The 23,259-nt window shown below is 37.3% G+C and carries 23 protein-coding genes; 8 read left to right on the top strand and 15 right to left on the bottom strand.

All coding sequences use genetic code 11. The features are described from left to right. Positions 1 to 14 precede the first annotated feature (14 nt). Together AB3G38_RS03875 and AB3G38_RS03880 are read left to right on the top strand one after the other, a co-directional pair. Complete coding sequence (locus AB3G38_RS03875) at positions 15 to 491, top strand: GAF domain-containing protein (protein WP_367867180.1); 477 nt, start codon at positions 15 to 17, stop codon at positions 489 to 491. A 191-nt stretch (positions 492 to 682) separates the two neighbouring features. Further along, positions 683 to 1,360, top strand: a complete 678-nt coding sequence (locus AB3G38_RS03880; RefSeq protein ID WP_367867181.1) for a class I SAM-dependent methyltransferase — start codon at positions 683 to 685, stop codon at positions 1,358 to 1,360. Here AB3G38_RS03880 and AB3G38_RS03885 read toward each other — a convergent pair whose 3' ends face one another. From AB3G38_RS03885 to AB3G38_RS03930, 10 genes are all read right to left on the bottom strand, one after another. Beyond that, positions 1,361 to 2,008 (bottom strand): HAD family hydrolase, encoded by a 648-nt coding sequence (locus AB3G38_RS03885; protein ID WP_367867182.1) that lies wholly within the window; start codon positions 2,006 to 2,008, stop codon positions 1,361 to 1,363. Between the two features lie 9 nt (positions 2,009 to 2,017). Next, positions 2,018 to 2,596 carry a GDP-mannose pyrophosphatase NudK gene (nudK, locus tag AB3G38_RS03890; protein ID WP_367867183.1) on the bottom strand — a complete coding sequence of 193 codons (579 nt, stop codon included), beginning with the start codon at positions 2,594 to 2,596 and terminating at the stop codon, positions 2,018 to 2,020. 170 nt (positions 2,597 to 2,766) lie between these two features. Continuing rightward, positions 2,767 to 3,393, bottom strand: coding sequence for a Vat family streptogramin A O-acetyltransferase (locus AB3G38_RS03895; protein WP_367867184.1), 627 nt, complete (start codon positions 3,391 to 3,393; stop codon positions 2,767 to 2,769). Positions 3,394 to 3,502: 109 nt separating this feature from the next. After that, positions 3,503 to 5,296 carry a DUF885 domain-containing protein gene (locus AB3G38_RS03900; protein WP_367867185.1) on the bottom strand — a complete coding sequence of 598 codons (1,794 nt, stop codon included), beginning with the start codon at positions 5,294 to 5,296 and terminating at the stop codon, positions 3,503 to 3,505. Positions 5,297 to 5,365: 69 nt separating this feature from the next. After that, positions 5,366 to 6,367: an aldo/keto reductase gene (locus AB3G38_RS03905; RefSeq protein ID WP_367867186.1), complete on the bottom strand. Its 1,002-nt coding sequence runs from the start codon at positions 6,365 to 6,367 to the stop codon at positions 5,366 to 5,368. A gap of 100 nt (positions 6,368 to 6,467) precedes the next feature. Further along, complete coding sequence (locus AB3G38_RS03910) at positions 6,468 to 7,376, bottom strand: helix-turn-helix domain-containing protein (RefSeq protein WP_367867187.1); 909 nt, start codon at positions 7,374 to 7,376, stop codon at positions 6,468 to 6,470. Positions 7,377 to 7,418: 42 nt separating this feature from the next. Beyond that, a complete protein-coding gene (locus AB3G38_RS03915; RefSeq protein WP_367867188.1) occupies positions 7,419 to 8,021 on the bottom strand; it encodes an ExbD/TolR family protein in 603 nt (200 codons plus the stop codon). Positions 8,022 to 8,066: 45 nt separating this feature from the next. After that, a complete protein-coding gene (locus AB3G38_RS03920; RefSeq protein ID WP_367867189.1) occupies positions 8,067 to 8,648 on the bottom strand; it encodes an NAD(P)H-dependent oxidoreductase in 582 nt (193 codons plus the stop codon). 66 nt (positions 8,649 to 8,714) lie between these two features. Further along, complete coding sequence (locus AB3G38_RS03925) at positions 8,715 to 9,281, bottom strand: Crp/Fnr family transcriptional regulator (protein ID WP_367867190.1); 567 nt, start codon at positions 9,279 to 9,281, stop codon at positions 8,715 to 8,717. A gap of 224 nt (positions 9,282 to 9,505) precedes the next feature. Beyond that, positions 9,506 to 10,084, bottom strand: a complete 579-nt coding sequence (locus AB3G38_RS03930; protein WP_367867191.1) for an RNA polymerase sigma factor — start codon at positions 10,082 to 10,084, stop codon at positions 9,506 to 9,508. A gap of 420 nt (positions 10,085 to 10,504) precedes the next feature. On the opposite strand from AB3G38_RS03930, the gene AB3G38_RS03935 reads away from it, so the two are divergent. The 3 genes from AB3G38_RS03935 (at position 10,505) to AB3G38_RS03945 (ending at position 12,178) form a co-directional block, all read left to right on the top strand. Beyond that, complete coding sequence (locus AB3G38_RS03935; protein WP_367867192.1) at positions 10,505 to 10,759, top strand: hypothetical protein; 255 nt, start codon at positions 10,505 to 10,507, stop codon at positions 10,757 to 10,759. A 428-nt stretch (positions 10,760 to 11,187) separates the two neighbouring features. Beyond that, positions 11,188 to 11,676, top strand: coding sequence for an RNA polymerase sigma factor (locus AB3G38_RS03940; RefSeq protein WP_367867193.1), 489 nt, complete (start codon positions 11,188 to 11,190; stop codon positions 11,674 to 11,676). After that, on the top strand, positions 11,666 to 12,178 hold the full coding sequence (locus AB3G38_RS03945) for a hypothetical protein (RefSeq protein ID WP_367867194.1): 513 nt from the start codon (positions 11,666 to 11,668) through the stop codon (positions 12,176 to 12,178). The genes AB3G38_RS03940 and AB3G38_RS03945 overlap by 11 nt, the downstream gene beginning before the upstream one ends. Positions 12,179 to 12,288: 110 nt before the next feature. Here the strand turns inward: AB3G38_RS03945 and AB3G38_RS03950 are convergent, their stop codons facing one another. Then, the gene (locus AB3G38_RS03950; protein ID WP_367867195.1) at positions 12,289 to 14,727 is read right to left on the bottom strand and encodes a TonB-dependent receptor; all 2,439 of its coding nucleotides are present in this window, start codon (positions 14,725 to 14,727) and stop codon (positions 12,289 to 12,291) included. Positions 14,728 to 15,161: 434 nt separating this feature from the next. On the opposite strand from AB3G38_RS03950, the gene AB3G38_RS03955 reads away from it, so the two are divergent. Then, positions 15,162 to 15,329 carry a hypothetical protein gene (locus tag AB3G38_RS03955; RefSeq protein ID WP_367867196.1) on the top strand — a complete coding sequence of 56 codons (168 nt, stop codon included), beginning with the start codon at positions 15,162 to 15,164 and terminating at the stop codon, positions 15,327 to 15,329. Between the two features lie 80 nt (positions 15,330 to 15,409). Here the strand turns inward: AB3G38_RS03955 and AB3G38_RS03960 are convergent, their stop codons facing one another. After that, positions 15,410 to 15,859 (bottom strand): hypothetical protein, encoded by a 450-nt coding sequence (locus AB3G38_RS03960; RefSeq protein ID WP_367867197.1) that lies wholly within the window; start codon positions 15,857 to 15,859, stop codon positions 15,410 to 15,412. Positions 15,860 to 16,080: 221 nt separating this feature from the next. Here AB3G38_RS03960 and AB3G38_RS03965 point away from each other — a divergent pair, with 221 nt between their 5' ends. Both AB3G38_RS03965 and AB3G38_RS03970 read left to right on the top strand, forming a co-directional pair. Next, positions 16,081 to 17,439, top strand: coding sequence for an aldehyde dehydrogenase (locus AB3G38_RS03965; protein ID WP_367867198.1), 1,359 nt, complete (start codon positions 16,081 to 16,083; stop codon positions 17,437 to 17,439). 95 nt (positions 17,440 to 17,534) lie between these two features. After that, a complete protein-coding gene (locus AB3G38_RS03970; protein WP_367867199.1) occupies positions 17,535 to 19,094 on the top strand; it encodes a serine hydrolase in 1,560 nt (519 codons plus the stop codon). Here AB3G38_RS03970 and AB3G38_RS03975 read toward each other — a convergent pair. The 3 genes from AB3G38_RS03975 to AB3G38_RS03985 are packed head-to-tail and all read right to left on the bottom strand — an operon-like array spanning position 19,066 to position 23,256. Then, positions 19,066 to 19,764 (bottom strand): bifunctional 4-hydroxy-2-oxoglutarate aldolase/2-dehydro-3-deoxy-phosphogluconate aldolase, encoded by a 699-nt coding sequence (locus AB3G38_RS03975; protein ID WP_367867200.1) that lies wholly within the window; start codon positions 19,762 to 19,764, stop codon positions 19,066 to 19,068. The two genes, AB3G38_RS03970 and AB3G38_RS03975, sit on opposite strands and share 29 nt — an antisense overlap. Further along, positions 19,761 to 20,777, bottom strand: a complete 1,017-nt coding sequence (locus AB3G38_RS03980) for a PfkB family carbohydrate kinase (RefSeq protein ID WP_367867201.1) — start codon at positions 20,775 to 20,777, stop codon at positions 19,761 to 19,763. The genes AB3G38_RS03975 and AB3G38_RS03980 overlap by 4 nt, the downstream gene beginning before the upstream one ends. Before the next feature lie 43 nt (positions 20,778 to 20,820). Beyond that, positions 20,821 to 23,256 carry a chondroitinase-B domain-containing protein gene (locus AB3G38_RS03985; protein WP_367867202.1) on the bottom strand — a complete coding sequence of 812 codons (2,436 nt, stop codon included), beginning with the start codon at positions 23,254 to 23,256 and terminating at the stop codon, positions 20,821 to 20,823. Positions 23,257 to 23,259: the final 3 nt, after the last annotated feature.

Consider the following 23,259-nt stretch of genomic DNA (forward strand, 5'->3'; position numbering starts at 1 on the left):
AAGAAACTTGTATAATGGCAGAAGATCTCCTGATCATAAAAACAGAAAGTAAAGAAGAACAATATCAATCCTTGATTCCACAAATTCAGGCCCTGATAACCGGTGAAGATGATTTAATTGCCAATCTTGCGAATATCAGTGCAGCACTGAAAGAACAGTTCGGATGGCTATGGGTTGGCTTTTACCTGGTTAAAGGAGAAGAACTGGTTTTAGGCCCGTTTCAAGGACCGGTAGCCTGTACAAGAATAAAATCTGGTAAAGGTGTATGCGGAAGATCATGGCAGGAAGCTAAAACATTTATTGTGGAGGATGTAGATAAATTTCCGGGGCATATTGCTTGCAGCTCGGCTTCGAGATCTGAAATTGTATTACCTATTATGATAAACGGAGTTGTATTTGGTGTATTGGATGTAGATAGTGCTGAATTAGCTCAATTTGACGAGATAGACGAAAAATATCTGAGCCAGGTTATCAGTTTCATTCAATCTTAGATTGTCACTGGGATGTAAGAAAGACTTAATTAGTGTAGAATGGTTCTAAATAGTGTATATTTGTAGATCCAAGGAGCAAATTGATACTGTTCTTAATATTTATTAAATCCTGGTTACCCATACAAAAGAGTATGGGTAATACAGGTACAAATCCCGGCATTCTCCAATAAAAATAGTTTATCTTTTTACTTATGCCTGATCATCTTAATAAGCCCGATTTTAAAGAAATAGCCGGTCAATTGAGTTGCCCTAATGGGGATAATGGAATAAAGACTGCTGAGAAGATGGCTATTAACAATGGCCATATGATTGCGCTGACTATAGCATCGCTGGATCCGAAATCAAATGACGTAATTTTGGAAATAGGGCCTGGAAATGGTTCACATGTTATTCCGCTGTTAGCCGCTACCAAACATTTACTCTATTATGGAGTGGATATATCTACGTTAATGGTTGAGGAAGCTATTAAACTGAATGCAGAAGCTGTATCTTCAGGGAGAGCTGATTTCTCCTTATCAGATGGAATGCAACTAAATTTTGCAGCTGGTTTTTTTACTAAAATATTTACTGTAAATACACTCTATTTCTGGAAAGATCCAAAAGGTTATGCCACGGAAATATTAAGGGTGCTTAAGCCAGGTGGTTTGTTTAGCCTGACTTTCGCTCCGCGTGAGTTTATGGAGAAATTACCTTTTACCCAATATAATTTTCACTTATACAGCAGAGAAGAGGCTGAAGAATTATTAATCAGTAGTGGTTTTGAGATCAGAGAAGTACATCTTCACAAAGAAATGGTCAGGAGCAATGCTGCCGGCATGATAGTAGAGCGTGATATTATCATTATCAATGCGTTTAAATCACCCGATTAATCATTTATCGGTGAAATGATCAAGCAAAAGTTTATTGAAATCCGCTATGTGATATTTTGCAGTTTCGTCTTTAATCACTCCTGATCTTAACACTTGTACGGTTACCATTCCCAGGTGGTTGCCAGCAGCTATTTCAGAAACCGGATTGTCGCCAATTACCATAACATTTTCGGCTTTAAGTTTATATTTCTCCTGAATTTGCAGAAACAGTTCTGCCTTTCCAAGAAAACTGCTCTTTTCATTGTCATGAATCAATATTTCCTGAAAATCTTTGTCAATACCCAGGTTGCTGATTTTGAGTTGCTGAAATCCAGTATAACCGGAAGTTACCAAAAATCTGAGACCCGGAATTTGTTTGAGGTAAGGATAGTCCGGATAGGTTTGTAAAGGGTAATCTATTTTTAAAGCAGAGAAGGCTTTTACGGCCTCCCCATACATTTTTGCATTAAATCCATACAACATTGCCACATCCCTGAGTGAATGTCTGTAGCAGTCTTCTAATGCATTTTGTAACTTATCTTCAGTAAGTGTTCCATTGTTATGATTAACAATGGCTTCTAAAACAGGTTTTACAACTTCTTTGGTAATTGTTCCTGTAGGGAAAATAGTGTCATCCAAATCATAAATTATAGCATCGAATTTCTTCATAAACCTGAGCTATATGATCTGGTGAAGTTTTACATATTGCAGTAACATAATTGTTTTTCCGTCTTTAATCTCTCCATTAGCTATCATAGTCATTGCCTGGTCAATAGAAAGTTCCAGTACTTCGATATTTTCCTGCTCATGTGCTAACCCACCACCTTCATGTATTTTCATGTCTTTGGTGTAAGCTGCAATAAAAAAGTACAAAATTTCTGTCACTGAACCCGGTGACATATAAGCCTCAAATATTTTGCGTACTTCAGTTACTTGATATCCGGTTTCTTCTTCTGTTTCTCTTTTGATACAATCTTCTGCATTGTCTTTATCTAATAATCCGGCGCAGGCCTCAATCAGTAATCCGGATTCATTTCCATTGATATAAGTTGGCAGTCTGAACTGCCGGGTCAGGATAACAGTTTGTTGTTCTTTGTTATACAATAAAATTACTGCGCCATTTCCCCGATCGTATGCCTCTCTGTCTTGTGTTTGTATCGTACCATCTTTCAATGAATATTGGTAAGTTATCTTTTTAAGCGTATACCAGTTATCAGAAAGAAGTTCTGTGTTTATTATCCTTATGTTATCAATCATTGTAGGTGTTCAGTTATAAGCGCAAATTAGATAGAAATGAGTGTATTCTGTTAATTTTCTGGAATAATATGGACAAATATTTACCAAGCATATTTTGAGAGTTTATCCTATTTTAGTAAGCTATTTAATAAAATCGTTTGACAAAATCCTTCTGCCTTTAAAAGAACTGGCTATAGGAACCTTGATTTAGGTCCTGTTAACTCATGAAGATTCTCGGTGATCCGTTCAATTTTCCAGTCCCACCATTTAAGCTCTAAAAGTTCCTCTATCTTTTCTTCAGAAAATCGTTTTCTGATTTCTTTTCCAGGATTTCCTCCTACAACGGTATAAGGTGGCACATCTTTGGTTACTGTAGTATTGGTAGCGATAATTGCACCATCTCCAATATTGACTCCGGGCATTATCGTTGCATTTGAACCAATCCAAACATCATTTCCAACGATGGTATCTCCTTTAAAAGGCAATTCTTCCATCTTGTGCGTCACCTTTTCCCAGCCATTGCCAAAAATATTAAAAGGATAAGCTGTGATGCCATCCATTTTATGGTTAGCACCATTCATGATAAAGGTCACACCAGAAGCAATCATACAGAATTTTCCGATAATCAGTTTATCTCCGATAAAATCAAAATGATACTTTACATTCCTTTCGAAATTATAAACATCCTTAAAATCATCATAGTAAGTATAATCGCCAACAATTATATTAGGGCTGGTGATGATGTTCTTCAAAAAACAGAGTCTGTTATAGTGGCTTATTGGGTATTTCTCGTCTTTATCAGGTCCTTTCATCATCATATATTTTTCTTGCAGCTGAGCCTTAGCTGAACTGCGGAGCGTTTGCAATCATGCTAAATTAATAGAAAAACTAATCAAATAAAAATCCTGACGTTTATCATTTCATTTTTTAAAGTTTCTTTTCTGCAGGTATGAAATCTGTTAATACTGCCTCTCTGATCAATGCAGGTGGAAGCAAACCTTGTGATAAGATGAAATCATGGAACCGAAGGGCATTAAATTTCGTTCCTAAAGCATTCTCGGTGTCTTTTCTTAAAGCGATCATCTTAGTGAAGCCATAAAAATAACTATTTGCTTGCCCGGGTGCTTTGATCGTATAACGTTCCACTTCTTGTTGTGCCATCGCTGATGATTGTACGACGTCTTCCATCAGCACCTTTTTAACATCTTGCGGAGTGATCTTTCCAGATTGTACTTCAGGATCAAGGAAAGCACGGGCAGCTCTCAATAATCTGTAATCCAAAGAAACCAGCTGACCTTCAAGCGGCATGTAAGGCCTGATCATATATTCAGCATATAATCCCCATCCTTCAGCGTTGGTAGAATTAAAAGCATATAAACTGCGTGCCTGAGATACTCCTTCTTCTACCATTTTATCAAATTGTAACTCATGACCAGGACGCGCTTCATGTGCAATTAGTGTCCAGGAAGCAGCTTCAAAAGTGAAATCATCATATTTGTCACTCACTTTTTCGCCTGGTGCCGGTGGCATATTTAATGGCAGTACAAATACACCACGCTGACCTGTATTGTTCAGGAATGGGGGAGGAACCATGTGTGGAGCAGGTGAACTTGCGGTTTCAGCAGTACTTGCCAGGCGAATGATAGCAGGACGTGAAGGTAAAGTTATCAATTGCTTTTCAAGGATAATAGCTTCAATATCTTTCAGATGTCTTTCATAAACAGGAATGATAGAATCTCCTAATATTTGTTCTTTTTTAAGATTACGGATTACATCACGATAATCCGAAGATGGCCAGTTTCTCTGTTTGGCTATCTGTTCGGCAATAGGTTTCATCTCCTGCTGAATTTCTGTAAAGGCCTGATGAGCCATTTTTGCCAATTGATCAGGCATAATATCAACACCATACTCTTCTAACTGTAATGCATATTCCTGATGAGTCAGCTTAAAATCTTTCCGGGCTTTAGGGAGTACATTTTGACGTGTCCACTGGTCGTATTCTGCTACCTGTTTTTTAAGTATAGCATAGGGTTTTTCCCATCCTGTAAGTTTGTATTTCTTAAATAAGTCTGCGATACCATCAATAATACTTGTATTGCGTGACAAGGTCACTTCCATTTGCTGACGGGAAGGATAAATCATATCCTTACCCTCCATCTGGTGTAAAACACGTGTTTTCAGGATGGAAGTTAAAGGTTGATAACCAGGTGTAAGCCCTGCATATTTTTTTAACCGGATAACTGCGGCAGCACGTCTCGCCTCTGGTGTCTGGTCATCCAGTAAAATTTGCAAGCCTTCATAAATGGTACTGGCTGCATTTAAGAACGGTATTTTTCTTTGAGTTTCAAAATCCTGATTCTTAAATCCCATGGTTAAATGTGAGATCAGGATGTTCAAATCTTGTTTAACTGAAATGTTGTTTTCTGTCTGTAAAGCAGTTTTATATTTAGAGGCCAGTAACTCTCCTTCTTTTCTTTCTGCCAGTTCATTGGCAAGGGTAGGTACAACGATCAGCGTATCATACGCCGATAAGCCTTGGGAAGATCCATATTCAGGAGTGTATTTTTTATCCAGATTGATCAGTTCCTCTGTATATTGATTACACTGGAGCACCCATGTTTTGTCGATATGGGTTGCCTTTGTTTGTGAATTTGCTGCAAAGGGGATTGCAGCAAATAAACATACGCTTAATCCGTAAATTATGGTCTGTGGTTTGGTCATATGATAATGCTAAAATAATTCTAGTCCATTATCGGAAGAAAATGTCACATATAATACAACCAGTCGGAATTAATTATTTACTAATTTCATTGCCCCTTCACTATAGCGCTCGCCACTCACTGGAAAACGTGTAATGAGCTCATCAATAGCTTCTAAATCAGCTGACAGCAAGTTAATATCAACAGCACCTGAATTTTCTTCCAGATATTTTCTTTTTTTAGTACCAGGAATAGGAATAATGTCTTCGCCCTGTGCCAGTACCCATGCGAGCGCAAGTTGTGCAGGAGTACAGTTTTTATCCTGTGCTATCGCAGCGAATCCACTGATCAGTTTTGCGTTATTGTCCAGATTTTCCTGCTGATAACGTGGTAGTGATTTCCGGAAATCATTAGCTGACAATGAATTTATATCCAATGTGTTGGTCACCAGACCTCTTGCCAGTGGTGAATAAGGGATCAAAGAGATGCCGAGTTCTCTGATAGTGCTTAGTATCTCAGTTTCCACATCTCTGGTCAGCAAGGAGTATTCACTTTGCAGGGCAGCAATAGGGTGCACTGCATGAGCTTTTCGGATAGAAGCAGGAGAAGCCTCACTTAATCCGAGATAACGTACTTTTCCTTCTTTTACTAGTTCGGCCATTGCACCTACAGTTTCTTCGATCGGAATATTAGGGTCAACACGGTGTACATAGTATAAATCTATAGTATCGATTTTTAATCTTTTCAGACTTTTTTCTACTGCAATTTTCATCCATGCCGGGGAGCCGTCAAAATAAGTTCCGTTTATATTGCTGGGACCGGCAACATCGTCCTGAAAGCGGAATCCGAATTTGGTCGCAATAAATATCTTATCTCTGTTTGTTGTTAATACTTTTGAGATCAGCTCTTCATTTATTCCATTAGCATACATATCCGCAGTATCCCAGAAGTTTACCCCAAGGTCAAGGGCTTTGTGTAAAGTTGCAATACTTTCAGTATCATCACCAGGACCGTATGCAAAACTCATTCCCATACAGCCAAGTCCTACAGCCGATAATTTTTCTTTAGTTGTTCCTAAATTTCTATATTTCATAATGATCAGATTTGATAGGACAAAATTAGCGTACAGATCTGGCGATGGATTATACTATTCAAACAGATGGTTATAATAATCAAACGGTATGATGAGTTGATTAAACTGCGGCGTGCCGGACCTCAATTGGAGATATACCGGTATTTTTTTTGAAAAAATTGGTAAAGTAAGCCGGATATTCAAATCCAAGGCCGTAAGCAATTTCTGAAATATTCCAGTCTGTGTGCTGAAGCAAGGCTCTGGCCTCCCTGGTTATTCTTGCTGCAATATGATCCGTTGTCGTTTTTCCTGTGTGTTCCTTTACAGAACGGTTCAGGTGATTCACATGAATAGAAAGACTCTTTGCATAATCATTTGCGGTTTTTAGTTTCAATGACAAATGATGGGTGTCAATAGGGAATTGTCTTTCCAGCAGCTCCATAAACAGAGAGGTAATCCTTGAAGACGCATTGATATGTTTCTCAAAATTCTCTGTCGGATTCATTTTCATGGCTTCATGAATAATCAGATGCAGATAATTTCGCAATAAACCATATCTGTGCAAGTAATCTGAGGTGATCTCTTTGGTCATCTTTATAAACAGATCAGCTATTTCCTTCTGCTGGATTTCGTCAAGAAAAAACACAGGATTACTGCCAATTCTGAATAAAGGGGAATCTTGTAAAGACTCTTTGTGGTCGCCAGTCTGTATAAAGGCCTCAGTAAAGAGGCAGAACCAGCCTTCTTGTATGGCTGATTCTGCTTCCCAAGAATAAGGAATTATAGGATTGGAAAATAGGAGTGCCGGTTTGTTTATATAAATCCATTTATCAGCATAATGTATTTTGCCTGTACCAATGATTAAAGATACTTTATAAAAATCCCTTCTGCTGTAGGGAGTAATTGGTGAACAATTTGCTCTGGAAAATACGTTAAAATGACCAGTTCCTGCATTGTCCATAGTTAACCCTAATGGATTTGCTGAAGGTACACGTGTATAGAACTCCTGAACACTTTCAATTGATTTCATCCTGTAATTTATAAAAATCAAATGGAAATATTCAACTAATTTTTATTCTTGATTGGTCAGTAAACTAAATTTATTAATCTTTTGCTTTTGAAGGATGTCCACAATTTTCTTAATGGCAGGATATTCTTCCTCTGCATCTCCTTTGATGCTGACCCGCATTGCGGTTGTGTGTAATTCTGCAACTGCTTTTCTGGAGTGAAGTACCCAGTTTGCTAATTGGTTGTTCGCCGAATCAGCAGGGATCCCGGTTTCCAGTCCCGAGGTCTTTCTTTTGTCTGCATCCATTCCAATGAACTTTTTCAGGTTTTGAACAGGAACACCAAAAGAACTGATCACACTGAATCTCTTTTTCTCTTCCGGGCTGAAGTCAATGTGATATTGCGCTCCCATTTTTTCCAACATGGAGATTTTTACATCCTGTCCTGCGGCTTCGAAGAAAACTTTTCCTTTGCCGATGGTCAGTATAGCAATATCTGTTTCCGGTACTTTTAATTTATAAGTAGAGGAGGGGATTTTTACGTCTAAGGGATCTGGTTGTTTAGCAACCGCAGTTAAGATGAAAAAGGTGAGCAAAAGGAATGAAACATCGGTCATGGCAGTCATATCGACTGTTAAAGCGCTGCGCTTGACTTTAATTCTAGACATAATTTAATGGAGATAAAGGGTATGTAATTCGAAATTGTGAGAGGATTATTTAAGTTTTTCACCTAATTGATAAGCTTTAGCTATCCATTGTGCTCTTTGTTTTTCCGTTGAAGTTTTGATAATTCCGATATAAGTGACTTTCACTGGTTTGATACCACAAAATTCCAAAGTGCTTTTCTTTAATTGATTGACGCTGGGATTTCCATAAAATATCCGGTAATACCAGGCCGGCTGATCTAGGGTTGTAATAATCCGGGCAGTTTTTTCAGTCAGTAATTTATCCCACCAAACGGAGTTTTCTCTATATTGATAAGCGATCCCAGGCAAAAATAACCGGTCAATAAAGCCTTTCATTATAGCCGGTAAACCTCCCCACCATACTGGGTGGATCCAAACCAGGTGATCTGCTTTTTTAATCTTTTCCAGGCTAACAAGCAGATCAGGTTCTAATTCTATCCTTTTCGTATAGCCGTATTGCAGGTTAGGATTGAAATCCACTTCGCCGATATGAATCACATCTACTTGTGCCTTAGATTTAAGTGCGCCTTGCTGATAGGCAGTTGCTAAGGCGTAATTAAAGCTTTCTTTATTGGGATGCCCATTAATAATCAGAATATTCTTCTTCATTTTGTCCTGTATTTTATAATCAGGACAAAGGTATAGGGGTGTTTATCCTAACTACTGGACATTTGTCTAAAAAACGATCTCTTTTCTTAAACGGCTCAGGTGTCTTGGAGTAATTCCCAGATAGGAAGCAAGGTATTGTAGTGGGATTTGCTGCACATAGGCTGGTTGATTTTCCAGCAGGTCCATGTATCGCTTTTTTGCTTTCTCTTTTTGAAAAAGGAATAAGCGTTTTTCCAGTTCTATGTATTGCTGTTCTGCAATTATTTTAAAGAAAGTGACCCAATTTAAACTGGACTTAGATAGCTGATCAATGTCTGTTTTTTGAATAATTAATAATTCACAAGGGGCTACTGCCTGTATGTTTTCCAGGGTAGGTAATGAAGTAATCAAGGAGGAATACGCGGTCATTAAGGTATTAGGAAAGGTAATACAGTATGTGATTTCTTCTCCGGATTCAGGGGTAAAAAAAGAACGCAAAATTCCACTTTTAATGAAAGCGACTTCTTTACATGATTTTCCTTCGCTGATAAAGAAGTCTCCCTTCTGAAGATGTCTTGTTGTACCAAGACGATGGAAATCATTGATTTCAGCAGTTGTTAATACTCCAAATTCTTTTAAAAAGTCACTAATCATATTTTATGCGTCTGTTCTTCCTGTTGAACGCCGAAAATAGCAATATTTTATGGGTTAGGTTTAGTACGAAAGTCAAAATTGAGGCAAGTAATAAAAACCGTTAAGTAATCCTGTATAAAACAGCTCAATAATGAGTTCATTCTGGCCGGGTTTTGCAGGGGTTGTGGCTAGGTTGTGGTATACCAGAACTGTCACTTATCCTATAATGAAAAGGAGTAGTTGGATTACATTACAGACATCAGCACCATTAATCTTTCTAAGAACTGTTTTAGGCTGGCATGACTAATTAAGACCTGATTCTGAACAGTTTTCTGGCTGACACCTAACTTTTCACTGATTTGCCTGGTTGTCATTTCTTCCATGAATTTCATTCTGAATATTTCTCCACGTTTTTCAGGTTGCATAGCCAGCCAAACCGCTATATAATTTCTGATTTCTTTCTCGTTGAATAGTGTGTCTGCTTCTAAACTTGAAAGTGCCATGTGTTCTAAAGGTTCTTCAAACTCGGGGAGAGTGAGACCTTTTCTATACAAAATGTAAACCTGGTAGCGAACTGCAATAATCAGATAACCATAAATATTTTCAATCTTCTTTTTCTCTTTCTTTAGCCAGAGATCCATGAAAACTGATTGAACAAGTTCTTCGACCTGCTCCATGTTTTTTAATCTTTTGAAGCTCTCATTGAAGAGTTTTGTCCAGTATCTCTCATAAATCTCATCGAAGGCAGCCTTGTCGCCAGCAATCATTGATGCGACTAATTGAGCATCGTTCCAGGAGCTGTAAGTGACATGTTTTAATAACATTAATTTACCAGGTTTTAATTGTATGTGTATGAATCAAAGTTAAATACTTCACTTAGTTATGTAAAATAATTTGGGTATTAATTGTGTTTCTTTTTTGCTAAAAGCATTTAAATATTTCAGGTGGTAACTTGGAGGAGACTATTTTTTTTATAAAAAACTTGGAATATTCCTGTATCCTCTAAAAATATTCCTTTTAGCTCTAAAAGCATTCTTTATAGCTATGAAATCAGGAGTCTAGATTGTGATTTTGAAAGGTAGAATTTGGGAGCTTGTGACCCTGAAAAAAGAGAAAAAGTATGCTTAAATTAGAAGAAAGGTTGATGTAAAGTTAATAGTTAAGGGAGGGCCGAAAACCTTAAATAGAGTAGGCATGGATTAAAGTTTTTTGATTCTTTTTGATGAATAAAAGAATCGTTTGTTATGGCAAGATTTTGGTATGCTTACAATGGTTATGGTGATCCTATATTAGCCACTAGTTATAATATGGCATTTAATAAGCCAACCTGCGAAAGTGGATTTATTGTTTGTGCGATTTATTCACCTGGCGCATCTAATCCTACATCTCCAATATCTGCTCGTTTAAGAAATTATATTGCAAATATTCAACTTGCTGCTATACCACAGCCTGATTCTAGTTTAAATATTAAAAAATATGTTTATGGTAGGAATTCATAATTAATGTCTTACAAAACAGATTGTTTAATTAATTTAGTAGTGATTGTTGTTCCTTATCGCATTAAAATATTTTTAAAGAGATTTGAAGACTTTAAAAACGATATGAATTAAACATATATTTCATTCGCTCATCACACAGCTTGATCCAATGTTTTATGAAATTACCAAATCATTCAAAATCAGGATAAAAAATCGATTTTTCATATATTAAGAAATAAATTTTCCCCATAAAGCCTTAAAATCTTCATTTAACATGTTTTAAAGCTGTCTCTTCTAGCTCTAAAACTATTTTCCCAATAAAATTCTATTTTAAAGATATAAATTTCTTTGTTCCAAATAGTTTTTGCTTAAATTAGCTTTATATAAAACAAAAGACCATTACATTTTGAGTGTGCGTAGGGACAATGCTATACCTCGAGAATATAATCATGCGAGAAACTGAATCATTAACACTAGTAGCAAATAGACAAGCAAGTATACGTAGCCTGTATGATAAGCACGCAAGTATGTTATTAGGCTATATTTTTGAAATTGTAAAGAACCAAAAACTGGCGGAGGAATATCTGGTGAAAGTATTTTGTGATGTTGCACAACACTTTAATGAAATAGACTGGGATGAAACTAATAACTGGTGTCAGCTGAAAAGGCTTGCCCAAAATAAATTAAACCAGTTAACGGATTCCGGGAGAATAGCCAGTGATCTTAAAGATCTGGGATTACAGGATCGGGAAAGTCATGAATCTCACACCAGATTTCCTGATTACTTTACAGATGAACAACATCATATTTTCTATAGCGTTTATTATTACGGGAAATCGGTTGAAGCGATTTCAATAGAATTAAATAAAACAGAGGAATCAATCAGGAAGACTTTAAAAGAGGCTTTCGCTATAATGAGGAAAAGTTGTGAAAATTAACGAATACATCGAAAGCGGAATACTTGAAGCGTATGTATTAGGTTCCACTTCAGAAGCGGAGACCCGGGAACTGTTATTCCTGAAAGCAAAGTATCCGCAAATTCAGGAAGCCTTGCAGCATTTGGAAATAGATATGGAAAGCATGGCTCAGAAAATGTCTATTCCTCCTCCTCCGGATCTTTGGTTAAAAATTGAGGACCATTTGAATGAACTGGCAGAAGTGCCTGACTTTGATGCTATACCAGTCAGAAGGCCGCCAAACCGAAAAGGAGGGAACCATCGTAAAAGTGGACAATTCATTGATGTAGATGCTTCTTCCAGTCATATGCGTGTACATAAAATATGGAGATGGCTGTTCATTGGTGTTTTTATTCTTGGAAAAATATTCCTCGGCTTCGCGATTTACTTTTATCTGGAAAACCGTCAGCTAAAACAAGAAGTACTTAAGCTGAAAACACAATTGGAAAAATACGAAAGGGCCAAACAGAATCAACAACTCTGAGCCAATAGCTTAACCAAAATAAACTAAAAAGAGGTCTGCTAGTGTGATGAACTACCCCAAAAAGTTAGACACTATTTGGGGTAGTTCATCACACTAGCAGACCTCTTTTATTAATTGCCAGATTTCACTCTATTCTGTTCTATTTCAGAACTGTTTGCTCTCTCTCTTACAGCCTTTACACCGCTGCTTCCAAAATTATAAGAAAACGTTAGCCTGAACATTCTGCTTTCCTGTTTTTGCGAAAGATTATAATCCTGAAAAGGAATTGCACTTTTAACCACTATTTTTCTCGTATTAAACAGGTCACTGGCAGATAACTTAATAGTCGCTTTTTTGTCTGCAAATGATTTGCTGATGCCCAGATCTACACCATAAATTGGTTTGGCAACATAAGTTCCAAAAACCTGTGCAGATTGGTAATTTGCGGAAAGCTCAGCACTCATTGTCCGATTCAGCGTAAAATTCTGGGTTGTATTCATCATGAATGTTAGTTTTCCATTCTTAAATGGGGCGCCAAACAAATCAGGAGAACTAAAACGGCTGTAATAAAGTGTTGCATCATTATTCGTGTTCCACCAGCTCGTAACTGCTACAGGCCTGTTGACATTCATGCTTACCGTACTTCTTTCAGCAAGATTTTGTTCGAAAATCAGCAATGTTTTTTTAACCGTATCTGTTAAAAGTGTAGTCGTCATTACATCCTTAGTATGGATATATCCAAAGGTAACATTAGTCGTTTTTTTATACCCATAAGAAAGCTCAAATGAATTCGCATATTCTGGTTTCAGCTGAGGATTGCCTTTGGAAAAAGTATACAAATCGGCAAAATATATAAATGGATTTAAAGACTGATAATCAGGTCTGTTAATTCTGCTGCTATAGGTGAAGCCAATTTCATGATCTTTTGATAAACTCTGCTGAACAGATAAGCTCGGAAACAAATCCAGGTAATTCCTCTTAACTACATTTTGAAGCGTAACCGAGTTACCTTCCGAATGTGTTAGCTCAGCACGCAGACCAATTTGGAACGTTGTGGATTTAAGTTCTTTATGAAGATTTGCATAAACAGCGTTGACCTGCTCTTTATAAGTAAATCTATTACTTTGTGTAAGGTCGTTAACCCATTTATCATCATCAAAATTCTCAGATCTGAAATCATTGTCAGTACTTACGTAACTACTTTTGACACCTGTTTCCAATTTCATTTTAGGATTAAAAGGATAAACATAATCTACTTTACCTGCTAGTATTTTTACTCGTGCAGGTGTCCCGTTCCTGAAAATAAGGGGTGCCTTTGTCAGTAAACCAGCAGCATTATAGAAATTATTAGTATAGGTAACACTATTGTCGTTATTGAAACGTGAATAATCTATATCAGCATTTAGTTCCTGCCCGGAAGTATCCAGTATTGCTTTATAATTCAGGTTATAAGTTTGACTGGTATACCTACTTTTACCCAGATTTATTGCAGTTACTGTAGAATCAATTGCAGGAGGACGGCTACTAACTAAGGTATTAATCTTATTATTGGCATCGGTACGGTTCGCATAACCACTCATGGCAAATCCAATTATATTTTTGTCTCCCAGGTAATAATCAATACCAGCTTTATAACTATTGTTTTTCCGGATATATATATCGCGGCCCTGCTGGTCAAAATACGTTTTTTCATTAGAGGAAGAGGTGCTGCGGTTAATATTCAGGTCTTCATACTCCTTATTGCCTGAAAAATTATAATTGCCAAATACGTTTATATTTTTACTCCGGTGATTTAACGTAACACCAGCATTAGACTTATAATAATTTCCATATCCACCACCTGCGGTCAGTGTACCATTGGTTCCATAATTTGTATTCTTTTTCAATCTGATATTGATCAGGCCACCGGTACCAGCTGCATCATACTTAGCAGAAGGATTAGTCATGAACTCAATAGTCTGAATGGAATTTCCATCAGTTGTACGTAATAAATTAGCCAGTTGTGTTGCGGATAAATAGGTGAGTTTACCATCAATCATTACATTGACACCCGGTTTGCCTTTCAGACTGATATTTCCTTCATTATCTATTGAAACTCCCGGAGCTTTGGAAAGTATTTCCAGTGCAGTACTGCCAGCAGCGAGCGTACTATTCGCTACATTCATGATCAATTGGTTGTTTTTTCGCTCTATTAAAGGTTTCTGACCAACGATGCTAACCATATTGAGCTGCTTAGCTTCTGGAAAAATGACAATTTGTGGTATAGTCAGTGCTTGATGTTCAGGACTAATTGTAAAAGGGCCATTGAATTTTTTTTGATAACCTACCCATTCCACAGCAATGAAATAAGTGCCAGTTGATAAATTCAGAAATTTAAACTCACCTTTTTCTGTAGTGATTGCTGATTTAACCTGTACAGAATCTGCTGCCCTGATCAGGCTTACCGCGCCATACATTACGGAGATGTGCTTTTCGTCTACCACAGCACCATTAATCTGACCATTTGTTTGTGCTTCGACAGAAATGATTCTTAAAAAACAAAGGAGCAACACGGTAATTATTTTCTTCATAATGAGCGTTAATTGTAATTCGAAATAGCTATTTATAATTCTAAACTATGTCTTTTCGCTTAAAAGAAAATTTATTTAACACTGTTTAACACATGTTAAGGGTGTTTACTTCCAAAGACTACGGGAAAATTCTAAACCGCCTGGTTGTTTTCTTCTTTATTTAAATAGGTTGTGAATGTACCGGAGAGGTGTTCCACCACCAACAGTTTCTTTATTAGGCTCGCAAATTATCATGTAAAGGGATTCCTCTTATTCCTTCTAATCAAGTGCCAATACAACATCAAAAAGAATCCGTAAAGTAGAAAGTTGTCAGGGAGTAGTTGAGCTTTATTAGCCAGATTACCGGGAGAGCAGTCACCAGGATTATCAATACGTTTTATGGAAATCAATGAAAAAGCAATTGCCTCTTGTGCATGCTTTAGAAAAGCTGGCGAATGCGTGTTTTTCTGCATTACCATTGTATACAACCTATTTTGAGAAGATTTGTATTGGAAGTTACAGTCAGGCCTTCCCTGGCATTTTACAATACTTATGCCGAGGCAGATACTTTAATTGCTGTAGTTGACGGATTAAAATCCACTAAACAAATCCATTTTCATTAATATTGTTTAGCCAGAAAGAGGTTGTATCATTTTTTTATGAATGATACAACCTCTTTTTTAGCAGTTGGAAACCATAGTACTTAAGGATTACCGGCAGTAGTGCCAGCAGGTAGTTTTAGACCGTCTATACCAGTTACAACTTCCTCTTCCTCATGTTTTCCTTTTTTCTTTTTCTTATTGCCACCACGCAGCACTTCTTCTAAATATTGATCATATTGAGTCTGCTGCTCTCCTTTTAAAATGTTTCTTACATTTTTAGTGGTTTCATTCTGCATCCTGTAAAACTTAGAAATATCATCTTCATTATACATGCCTGTTTGTTGTTTCTTAGTCAGGCTGGCCTGTTCTTTAAACAAATCGAGCATATAATTATAAATTATATTTTTCTGAGTTGGGTTCATTTTAATCTTTTTGTCCATGGCCTCTATACTTTTAGTGGTCATTTCGGATGGTGTAGGTGGTGCTTTTTGCGCTTTGGCGAAAAAAACCATTCCAATAACCATACCCAGAGTCAAAATATATGTTTTCATTGTTTGCTTTATTAATCGATGCAATTTATAAAATATTTAGGGAGGAATGCAATGAGATCTTATAAGCTATTAATTTTTAGCTGCTAATCATATAAACTTTTTCCAAGCGCCGTATTATCAAATGATGATATGGCGTTTCTTTATATACAATTATTGTAAATTTTCGCTAATTTAAGAACAGTGGGGGATTAAATACGTTTTTATATAAATTGATATACCCAATGGAAAAATTAGTAAAGACACAATTAGCCTACTTTAATACCAATACTACGAAAGCTGTCAGCTTCAGGATCAAACAATTAAATAAACTATATCAATTGCTGATTAGCAATGAAGCCTTACTGGAAGAGGCTATAGCTAAAGACTACGGTAAGTCTGCTTTTGAAACCTTTCAAACTGAATTTGCCACAGTTTACGAAGAAATCAAGATTGCAATCAGAGATCTTGAACAATGGTCAGCCATTAAACCTGTGGCTACTGATGCGAGAAATGCACCCGCTAAAAGTTATCGGATTCCAGAGCCTTTAGGGGTGAGTCTGGTTATTGGCCCATGGAATTACCCTTACCAGCTTTCCTTGGCGCCTGTTGTTGCCGCAATTGCTGCGGGATGTACAGTGATCTTGAAACCTAGTGAACTGACTGCAAATTGCAGTGCCATTATGGCTAAACTGATCAATGAGAACTTTGAAGAACAATATTTTCATGTGGTAGAAGGCGGTATTGATGAAACAACTGCTTTACTCGATCAAAAATTTGATATTATATTTTTCACCGGCAGTGTTCCTGTAGGCAGAATCGTTTACCAGGCTGCAGCGAAGAACCTGACTCCGGTAGTTCTTGAATTAGGTGGTAAAAGTCCTGTGATTATCATGCCGGACAGCGATCTTGAGGTGACCGTTAAAAGATTGGTTTGGGCAAAATATTTGAATTCCGGACAAACTTGTATTGCACCCGATTATGTGTATGTACACCAAAGTATTGAGGAAGAGTTTTTACAAAAAGTTGCAAAAGAGATTGAGAAATCTGATTATCAACTGGAGAATGGTAATTTCGTAAAAATCATTAATGCGCGTAATGCAGAACGTGTATCGGGATTAATTAACCCCGACAAAGTTTATATTGGTGGCAATTTTAATGTGGATGAACGTTTTATTGAACCTACAGTTTTACATGGTGTAACCTGGGAAGATAAGGTAATGAAAGACGAGATCTTCGGGCCGATTATGGCTGTTTTGACCTTTGATGATTTGGATACTGTGATCAGAGAAATTAAAGACAGACCGAAGCCTTTGGCTTTATATGTATTTACTAAGGATGAGCATATTCAGAAAAAGGTGCTTGGAGAAATCTCTTTTGGTGGAGGTTGTATCAATGATGCCATTATGCATATCTCAAATGGAAACCTTCCATTTGGGGGTGTAGGGGCTAGTGGTTTAGGCAATTACCATGGGGAAGCTGGTTTCAGAGCCTTTTCACATTATAAAGGGATACTTGAAAAAGAATTCACTCAGGATTCGGATATTAAATATTCTCCGCATACTGAAGAAAAACTTCAGAAAATGAAAGCTGCGGCTAAGTAGTCAGAGAATTTATATCGTATATTTAAAAGCTGCAATGGATGTTAAGACATTCATTGCAGCTTTTATAGTATTAGTCCAGAAAATTAATTGAGCAGATGAACAAATTCAGTTTTAAAATAGCCCTTCTTTCCTTTTTAGCAGTCGTATACAGCCAGGTGGCTAAAGCACAGGTTTCTCCTAAAAAAGTGGATTCTCTGGTAGAAAATTCCATGAAGAGATTTAATGTAACCGGTGTCTCGATTGGAATTGTAAAGGATGGTCAGGTTATCTATACTAAAGGTTATGGTGTTAAATCTATCGTTACCAAAGAAAAAGTAGATGGAAATACCCAGTTTGCTATTGCCTCTAATACCAAAGCATTTACCACAGCAGCGCTTTCAATATTAGTAGAGGAAAGAAAGTTGTACTGGGAAACTAAGGTTAAAGATATACTGCCAGAATTTAAAATGTACAATGATTATGTCACAGCAAATTTTACTATTCAGGATTTACTGACGCACCGGAGTGGTTTAGGTTTAGGGGCGGGAGATTTGATGTTCTTTCCAAGCGGATCTGACTTTACCATAAAAGATGTATTGTCAGGTTTTCAATATTTTAAGCCTGTTTCCGATTTCAGAACGAGGTTTGATTATGATAATCTTTTATATTATGTAGCGGGAGAGGTCATTGCAAAAATTAGTGGGATGAGTTGGGAAGATTTTGTTCAAAGCCGCATCATTAAACCTTTAGGTATGGAGCAAAGCTATCCTTCATTAGCATTGATGAAAGATAAAACCCACCTGGCTAAGCCACATGCAGATAAATTTGGCAAACTCAAACAAATAGAGAATTTTGGAGATCAGATTAACGGGGCTCCGGGTGGTATTTATTCAACTTCTGCTGATCTGTGTAAATGGATGCTGGTGCAGTTGAATAAGGGAAAGTATGGAGCACAGTTGGAACAGCAACTTTTTTCAAAAGACAGTCAACAACAAATGTGGAGAATCCATACCGTAACTGGTTTTAATGACGATCCGCGTTATCAAACTCATTTTGGGGGATACGGCCTTGGATGGTTCTTAAATGATATGAAAGGCAATTTTCATGTTTCGCATACCGGAGGATTACCCGGAATGCTTTCTTCAGTCAGTTTGTTTCCTGATCTTGACCTTGGTATAGTTATACTAACCAATTCAGATGGTGGAAATAATTTATTCTCAGCAGTGAGTAAAACTATTGAAGATAGTTATATGGGATTGGACGATAACCACTGGATAGATAAAATTTATGATCAGGTAGAAAATGATAAGATGCATGAAGATGGAGTAACCGATGATGTTTGGAAACAGGTTGCTGCTTCCAGTCAGAAAAAGATTGACCCTGCGAATTATGTCGGGATTTATACCGATAAATGGTTTGGCAAAGTAGAAATTTCTCTCAAAGGCAAGCAGCTTTGGTTTAAATCTTACCGGTCACCTAAACTTTCCGGACCGATGGCTTTTTATAATGCTAATTCTTTTGCCATTAAATGGGAGTATCCGGATCTGAATGCAGATGCTTTCGCAATCTTCAGTCTCGATGAAGAAGGGAAAGCAGAAAGCTTCAAAATGAGAGGGATATCTCCAAGTATTGATTTTAGTTATGATTTTAAGGATTTAGATTTTCAAAGGTTGTAGCTCTACTTTTTCTATCATACGCAATACTTTCTATCATACGCAATGCCCTTTTGGTTTGCAGATAAAGTTCTTGGTAATTTCTGTTCAATACAATTTCTTTTGTGATCAGTTTGGAGCCCATACCTACCGCACAAACACCGGCCTGGAACCATTGTTCCAGGTTTTCTTCTGCTATTTCTACACCTCCGGTAGGAATGAAAAGCTGGCCTCTGAATAATTCTCTGATGGATGAAATAAAAGCCGGTCCCAGAATGTTTGCGGGGAATAATTTAATCACTGGAGCATTAAGCTGCTGTGCGGTATAAATTTCTGTAGGAGTCATACAGCCCGGTATCCAAAGTATATCGTGCTGATCACATAGTCCTGCAACTGCCGGATTGACGATAGGGGATACAATGAAATCGGCTCCAATGTTGATGAAATCAGCAGCCTCTTTTGCTGATTTAATAGTGCCAATTCCTAAATAGAAGCCAGGCATTTCTGCAATCTGTAAGGCTTTTAATTGTTTGAAATTGTGGAGTGCATGCTCACCCCGGTTCGTATATTCTACAATTCTAACTCCTGCTTTATACATTGTTCTCAAGATGTCAACACTTGTTTCTGCACTATTTTCATAAAATAAAGGAAGTAATTTTCCCGCTAAAAGGGTATCGATAATCAGTTGTTTCATAGGAGTTGATTTAAATGTTTGGTGATTTGGTCTGCATTCATAGCTGTGGAATCACCTGGTGTAAATAATTTATAATATGCAGCAGCGGTTGCAAATTCTACAATTTCCTGTGCGGGATAGTTTTGATGAAAACCATAAATCAGACCTGCCATATAGCAATCTCCACTGCCTACTTTATTGATGACTTTTTCAGCATTATATTCCTTTGAGATATACAGGTGATTTTCGGTATATAAAGTGGTATAGTATTTAATTCCTTCACCCTGATCAAACCTGAAAGTATTGGCAACAGCTTCGCATGCAGGGAAATGCTGTTGTATTGCCATTGACGTTTTCTCTGCCTGCTGTAAACAAAATTCCTTGTGTTTGAGCATAAAGTTGTCGGCTTTTGGTATGCCCAGCATTAATTCTGCAGCCCAGATATTACCCATAATCAGACGGCAATGAACAGCAAGATTTTTCATAATCTCTACAGGAGGTTTGCCATATTTCCAAAGCTTTTCCCGGTAGTTCAGATCCAGGGAGATACTAATACCCATCTTTTCTGCTATGAGTAATGCTTCTTTACACACTTCGGCAACTTCTTCATTGATGGCCGGACAGATTGCCGAGAAATGAAACCAGCCAATACCTTCGAAAACTTGTTCCCAGTTTACGGTATGTTTGCTGAGCACGGCAAAAGAAGAATGTTTACGGTCATAAATGACTTCTGCGTTTTTCATGTCTGTACCCATAGCCAGGTAATAAAGTCCGATCCGGTCACCTTGATAGCAAAATCGAGTGGTATCTATTCGTTTTTCTTCCAGATAAGTCTTGATTTGCCAGCTCATTTCATTTTCAGGCAGTGCTGTTAAATAGGCTGAAGGAATATTCCATAAGGCCAGTGCGGTAGCCACATTAAGTTCTGCACCTCCTATATAGGCAGGCACATGATTTGAATTTAGCCAGTTGCCTGTAGGATCAGGGCAGATTCTTAACAACAATTCTCCAAAACACAGGACTTTTTTTAACATAGTTATCTGTTTTTTAATGGTATTTTATTTTTCACTTGCGATATTAATTTATCTGTGCATTACGATGCTGACTAAACGTACCGATCCTGAATTGATCTGCCGAAGCAGGCGCAGGCCCTGTCCATTCCAGATTAAGTTTCTTCAGATCAGTATATTCGGGTTTTATATGATAGATATGACTTCCTAAAACCCGCTGGTAAAAAGATTCTACTTTTCCGGATTCGTAGAAATTGCAATGGTCAACAATAATATTATCCCATCTGTATTCCTGGAAGAAGATCGCTCTGCCTCCCTGACCTGAATAGGAGAAATTACTATTGAGAAAGGAAACCTGCTGTGCACCAATTAATTTTACTGCTGATCCCTGTTCTCTATTTTCCACTTCATTAAAAGTGCAGTGATCAATTTTTACGAAAGGACCTAATGTACTTTCATCATTTCCACCCCGGTAAATATTAATTGCTGTACCCATTAAATTTGTGAAGACACAATTGGTGATTAATGTATATTCCGCATTATAAATACCTTTATCATCTTTCTCGGCCGAAAGATCAATTCCGCTGCCTGATAGATGATGAAAGATAGAATTCCTGACGATCAGACTATCGGCAAGGGTACTTTTTGAACCATAAAAACCACTGTTTGTGCTTTCATTATAAGCAAAAAACTCACAGTCATCTATCGTTAGTTTATAGGGTTTATTCATAGGTTTATCTGTGGATCTGATCCCGGCATCTGCATTCGCGAAACTTTCATAATTGCCCCTGAAGGCAATACCTTTTACAGTCAGATTACCGCCATTCTCCAAAGTAATGAATGCAGGCAGCGATTTAATAGAGGCATTTACAAAAACAGGCCTGCTCTTTAAACTTTTTGCTGCCATCAATACCAGTGTTTTATTAATGAGCAATTCTTCTTTCAATGGATAAAAACCAGTCTCAGTTAATACAATTGTATCACCTGCCAGTGCCTCTTTAAGTGTCATGGCCATTAACGAGCTCTGAGAAGCTTTTAAGAAAGTAATTTTGGGTTTTCTCCAGGCTTTCTTTGTTTCCGTATGATACCAGGCAGCACCAGTTTTTTCTGGCGTAATGATTTTAAGATTTTTCAGGTCTGCACCATATAACTTGTGATATGGCAGTTCTATACCATTAATTTTATAAGTGTCTGCTTTTGCCTTAAAGAAACCATCAGGTACTTTCCCATAATAAGTATCGGCAGGTGTTTTTTTATCAGAATTAACCAGACCATTCTCAGAAAAGATAATTCCCTGATCATTATTCGCATCTGTATAAATTTCTTCTCTTGAAGTAGCAATCAGGTTCTTTTTGAACTGTACATTTTCAGGTGCCAGCGTTCTTTCCGCATCTTTACCAGCACCAAACAGGATATTTGAACAATCCACAAATGTGTTTCGTTCAATCCGTGCATCCTTAACCTGATAGTACCGGTTGATCAATGAATTGGGAACACCGTTCAACACAGAAAGGGGAGCCCTGAAATTCGTACCCTGTAATCGATAGAACACATTATTAAATACGCTTTGACGCGGATTGATTACTCTTACTCCACCGGTGAAAGGTTTATTATTCCCCATAAAGAAATTCCCTTCTACTAAATTATCTGATCCATGCCGCAATACCAATCCACCCTCACATTCAAAAAAAGTATTAAAACATACGCGGTTCTCACCAGATTTGATAGATACAATTTCTACTTCTCCATTACAATGCTCAAAGAAATTATGCGCTATTGTTGTTTTGGAAGCCGTTAATGAATAACGTGAAACCCCAATTCTGATAGTTTCACCTCCATTGGCACCCAGGCGGGATCTGCCCTTGAAGTAATTACTATCAATTAAATGATTATTTTGCTGGCTGCGTTCATCATTAAGTTCCGCAATTATTACAGGCCCAAGGTTTAACTTATCAACAAAAGTAGAATGATCTATCCGGTTGTTCTTTCCATAAAACGTAACCCATGTATCAGACCTGAACCTTTCCTGCTGGCTATAGTTTTCGATGACCATCCCCGTAACTCTGCAATGGTTAGCCAGCAGATCTTCGCTGGTTCTAAAAGAGATTACTTCTCTTTTGGGTGTATATCCGTTTTTGAAATGTAAATCTTTAACCAACAGGTATTCACCACTTAATTGTAAATAAGACTGCCCGGTGAAAATAACCCCTCCAGGTGTTTCTGGCCTAATGACTACAGGTTGTGCTGCTGTACCTTTTCCGCTGAGCTGCATCGCCGCATTTGACCATTCTTTATCTTTTAATATGACAATATCACCTGGTCTAGCTTTTGATACTGCTGCCTTTAATTCCCGGGGATTGTTAACGACAATAGAATTGTCAATTCTGATGGGGTTGCCAATCTTCATTAGGCTGCTGATCACAATACGCTTATCAAGTACAATATGTTTTGTATAACCCTTTAAACTGCAAATGATTAATAAAGATAAGATTAGATTTTTCATAAG

This window comes from Pedobacter sp. WC2423 (genome assembly GCF_040822065.1).
Taxonomy (GTDB): Bacteria; Bacteroidota; Bacteroidia; order Sphingobacteriales; family Sphingobacteriaceae; genus Pedobacter.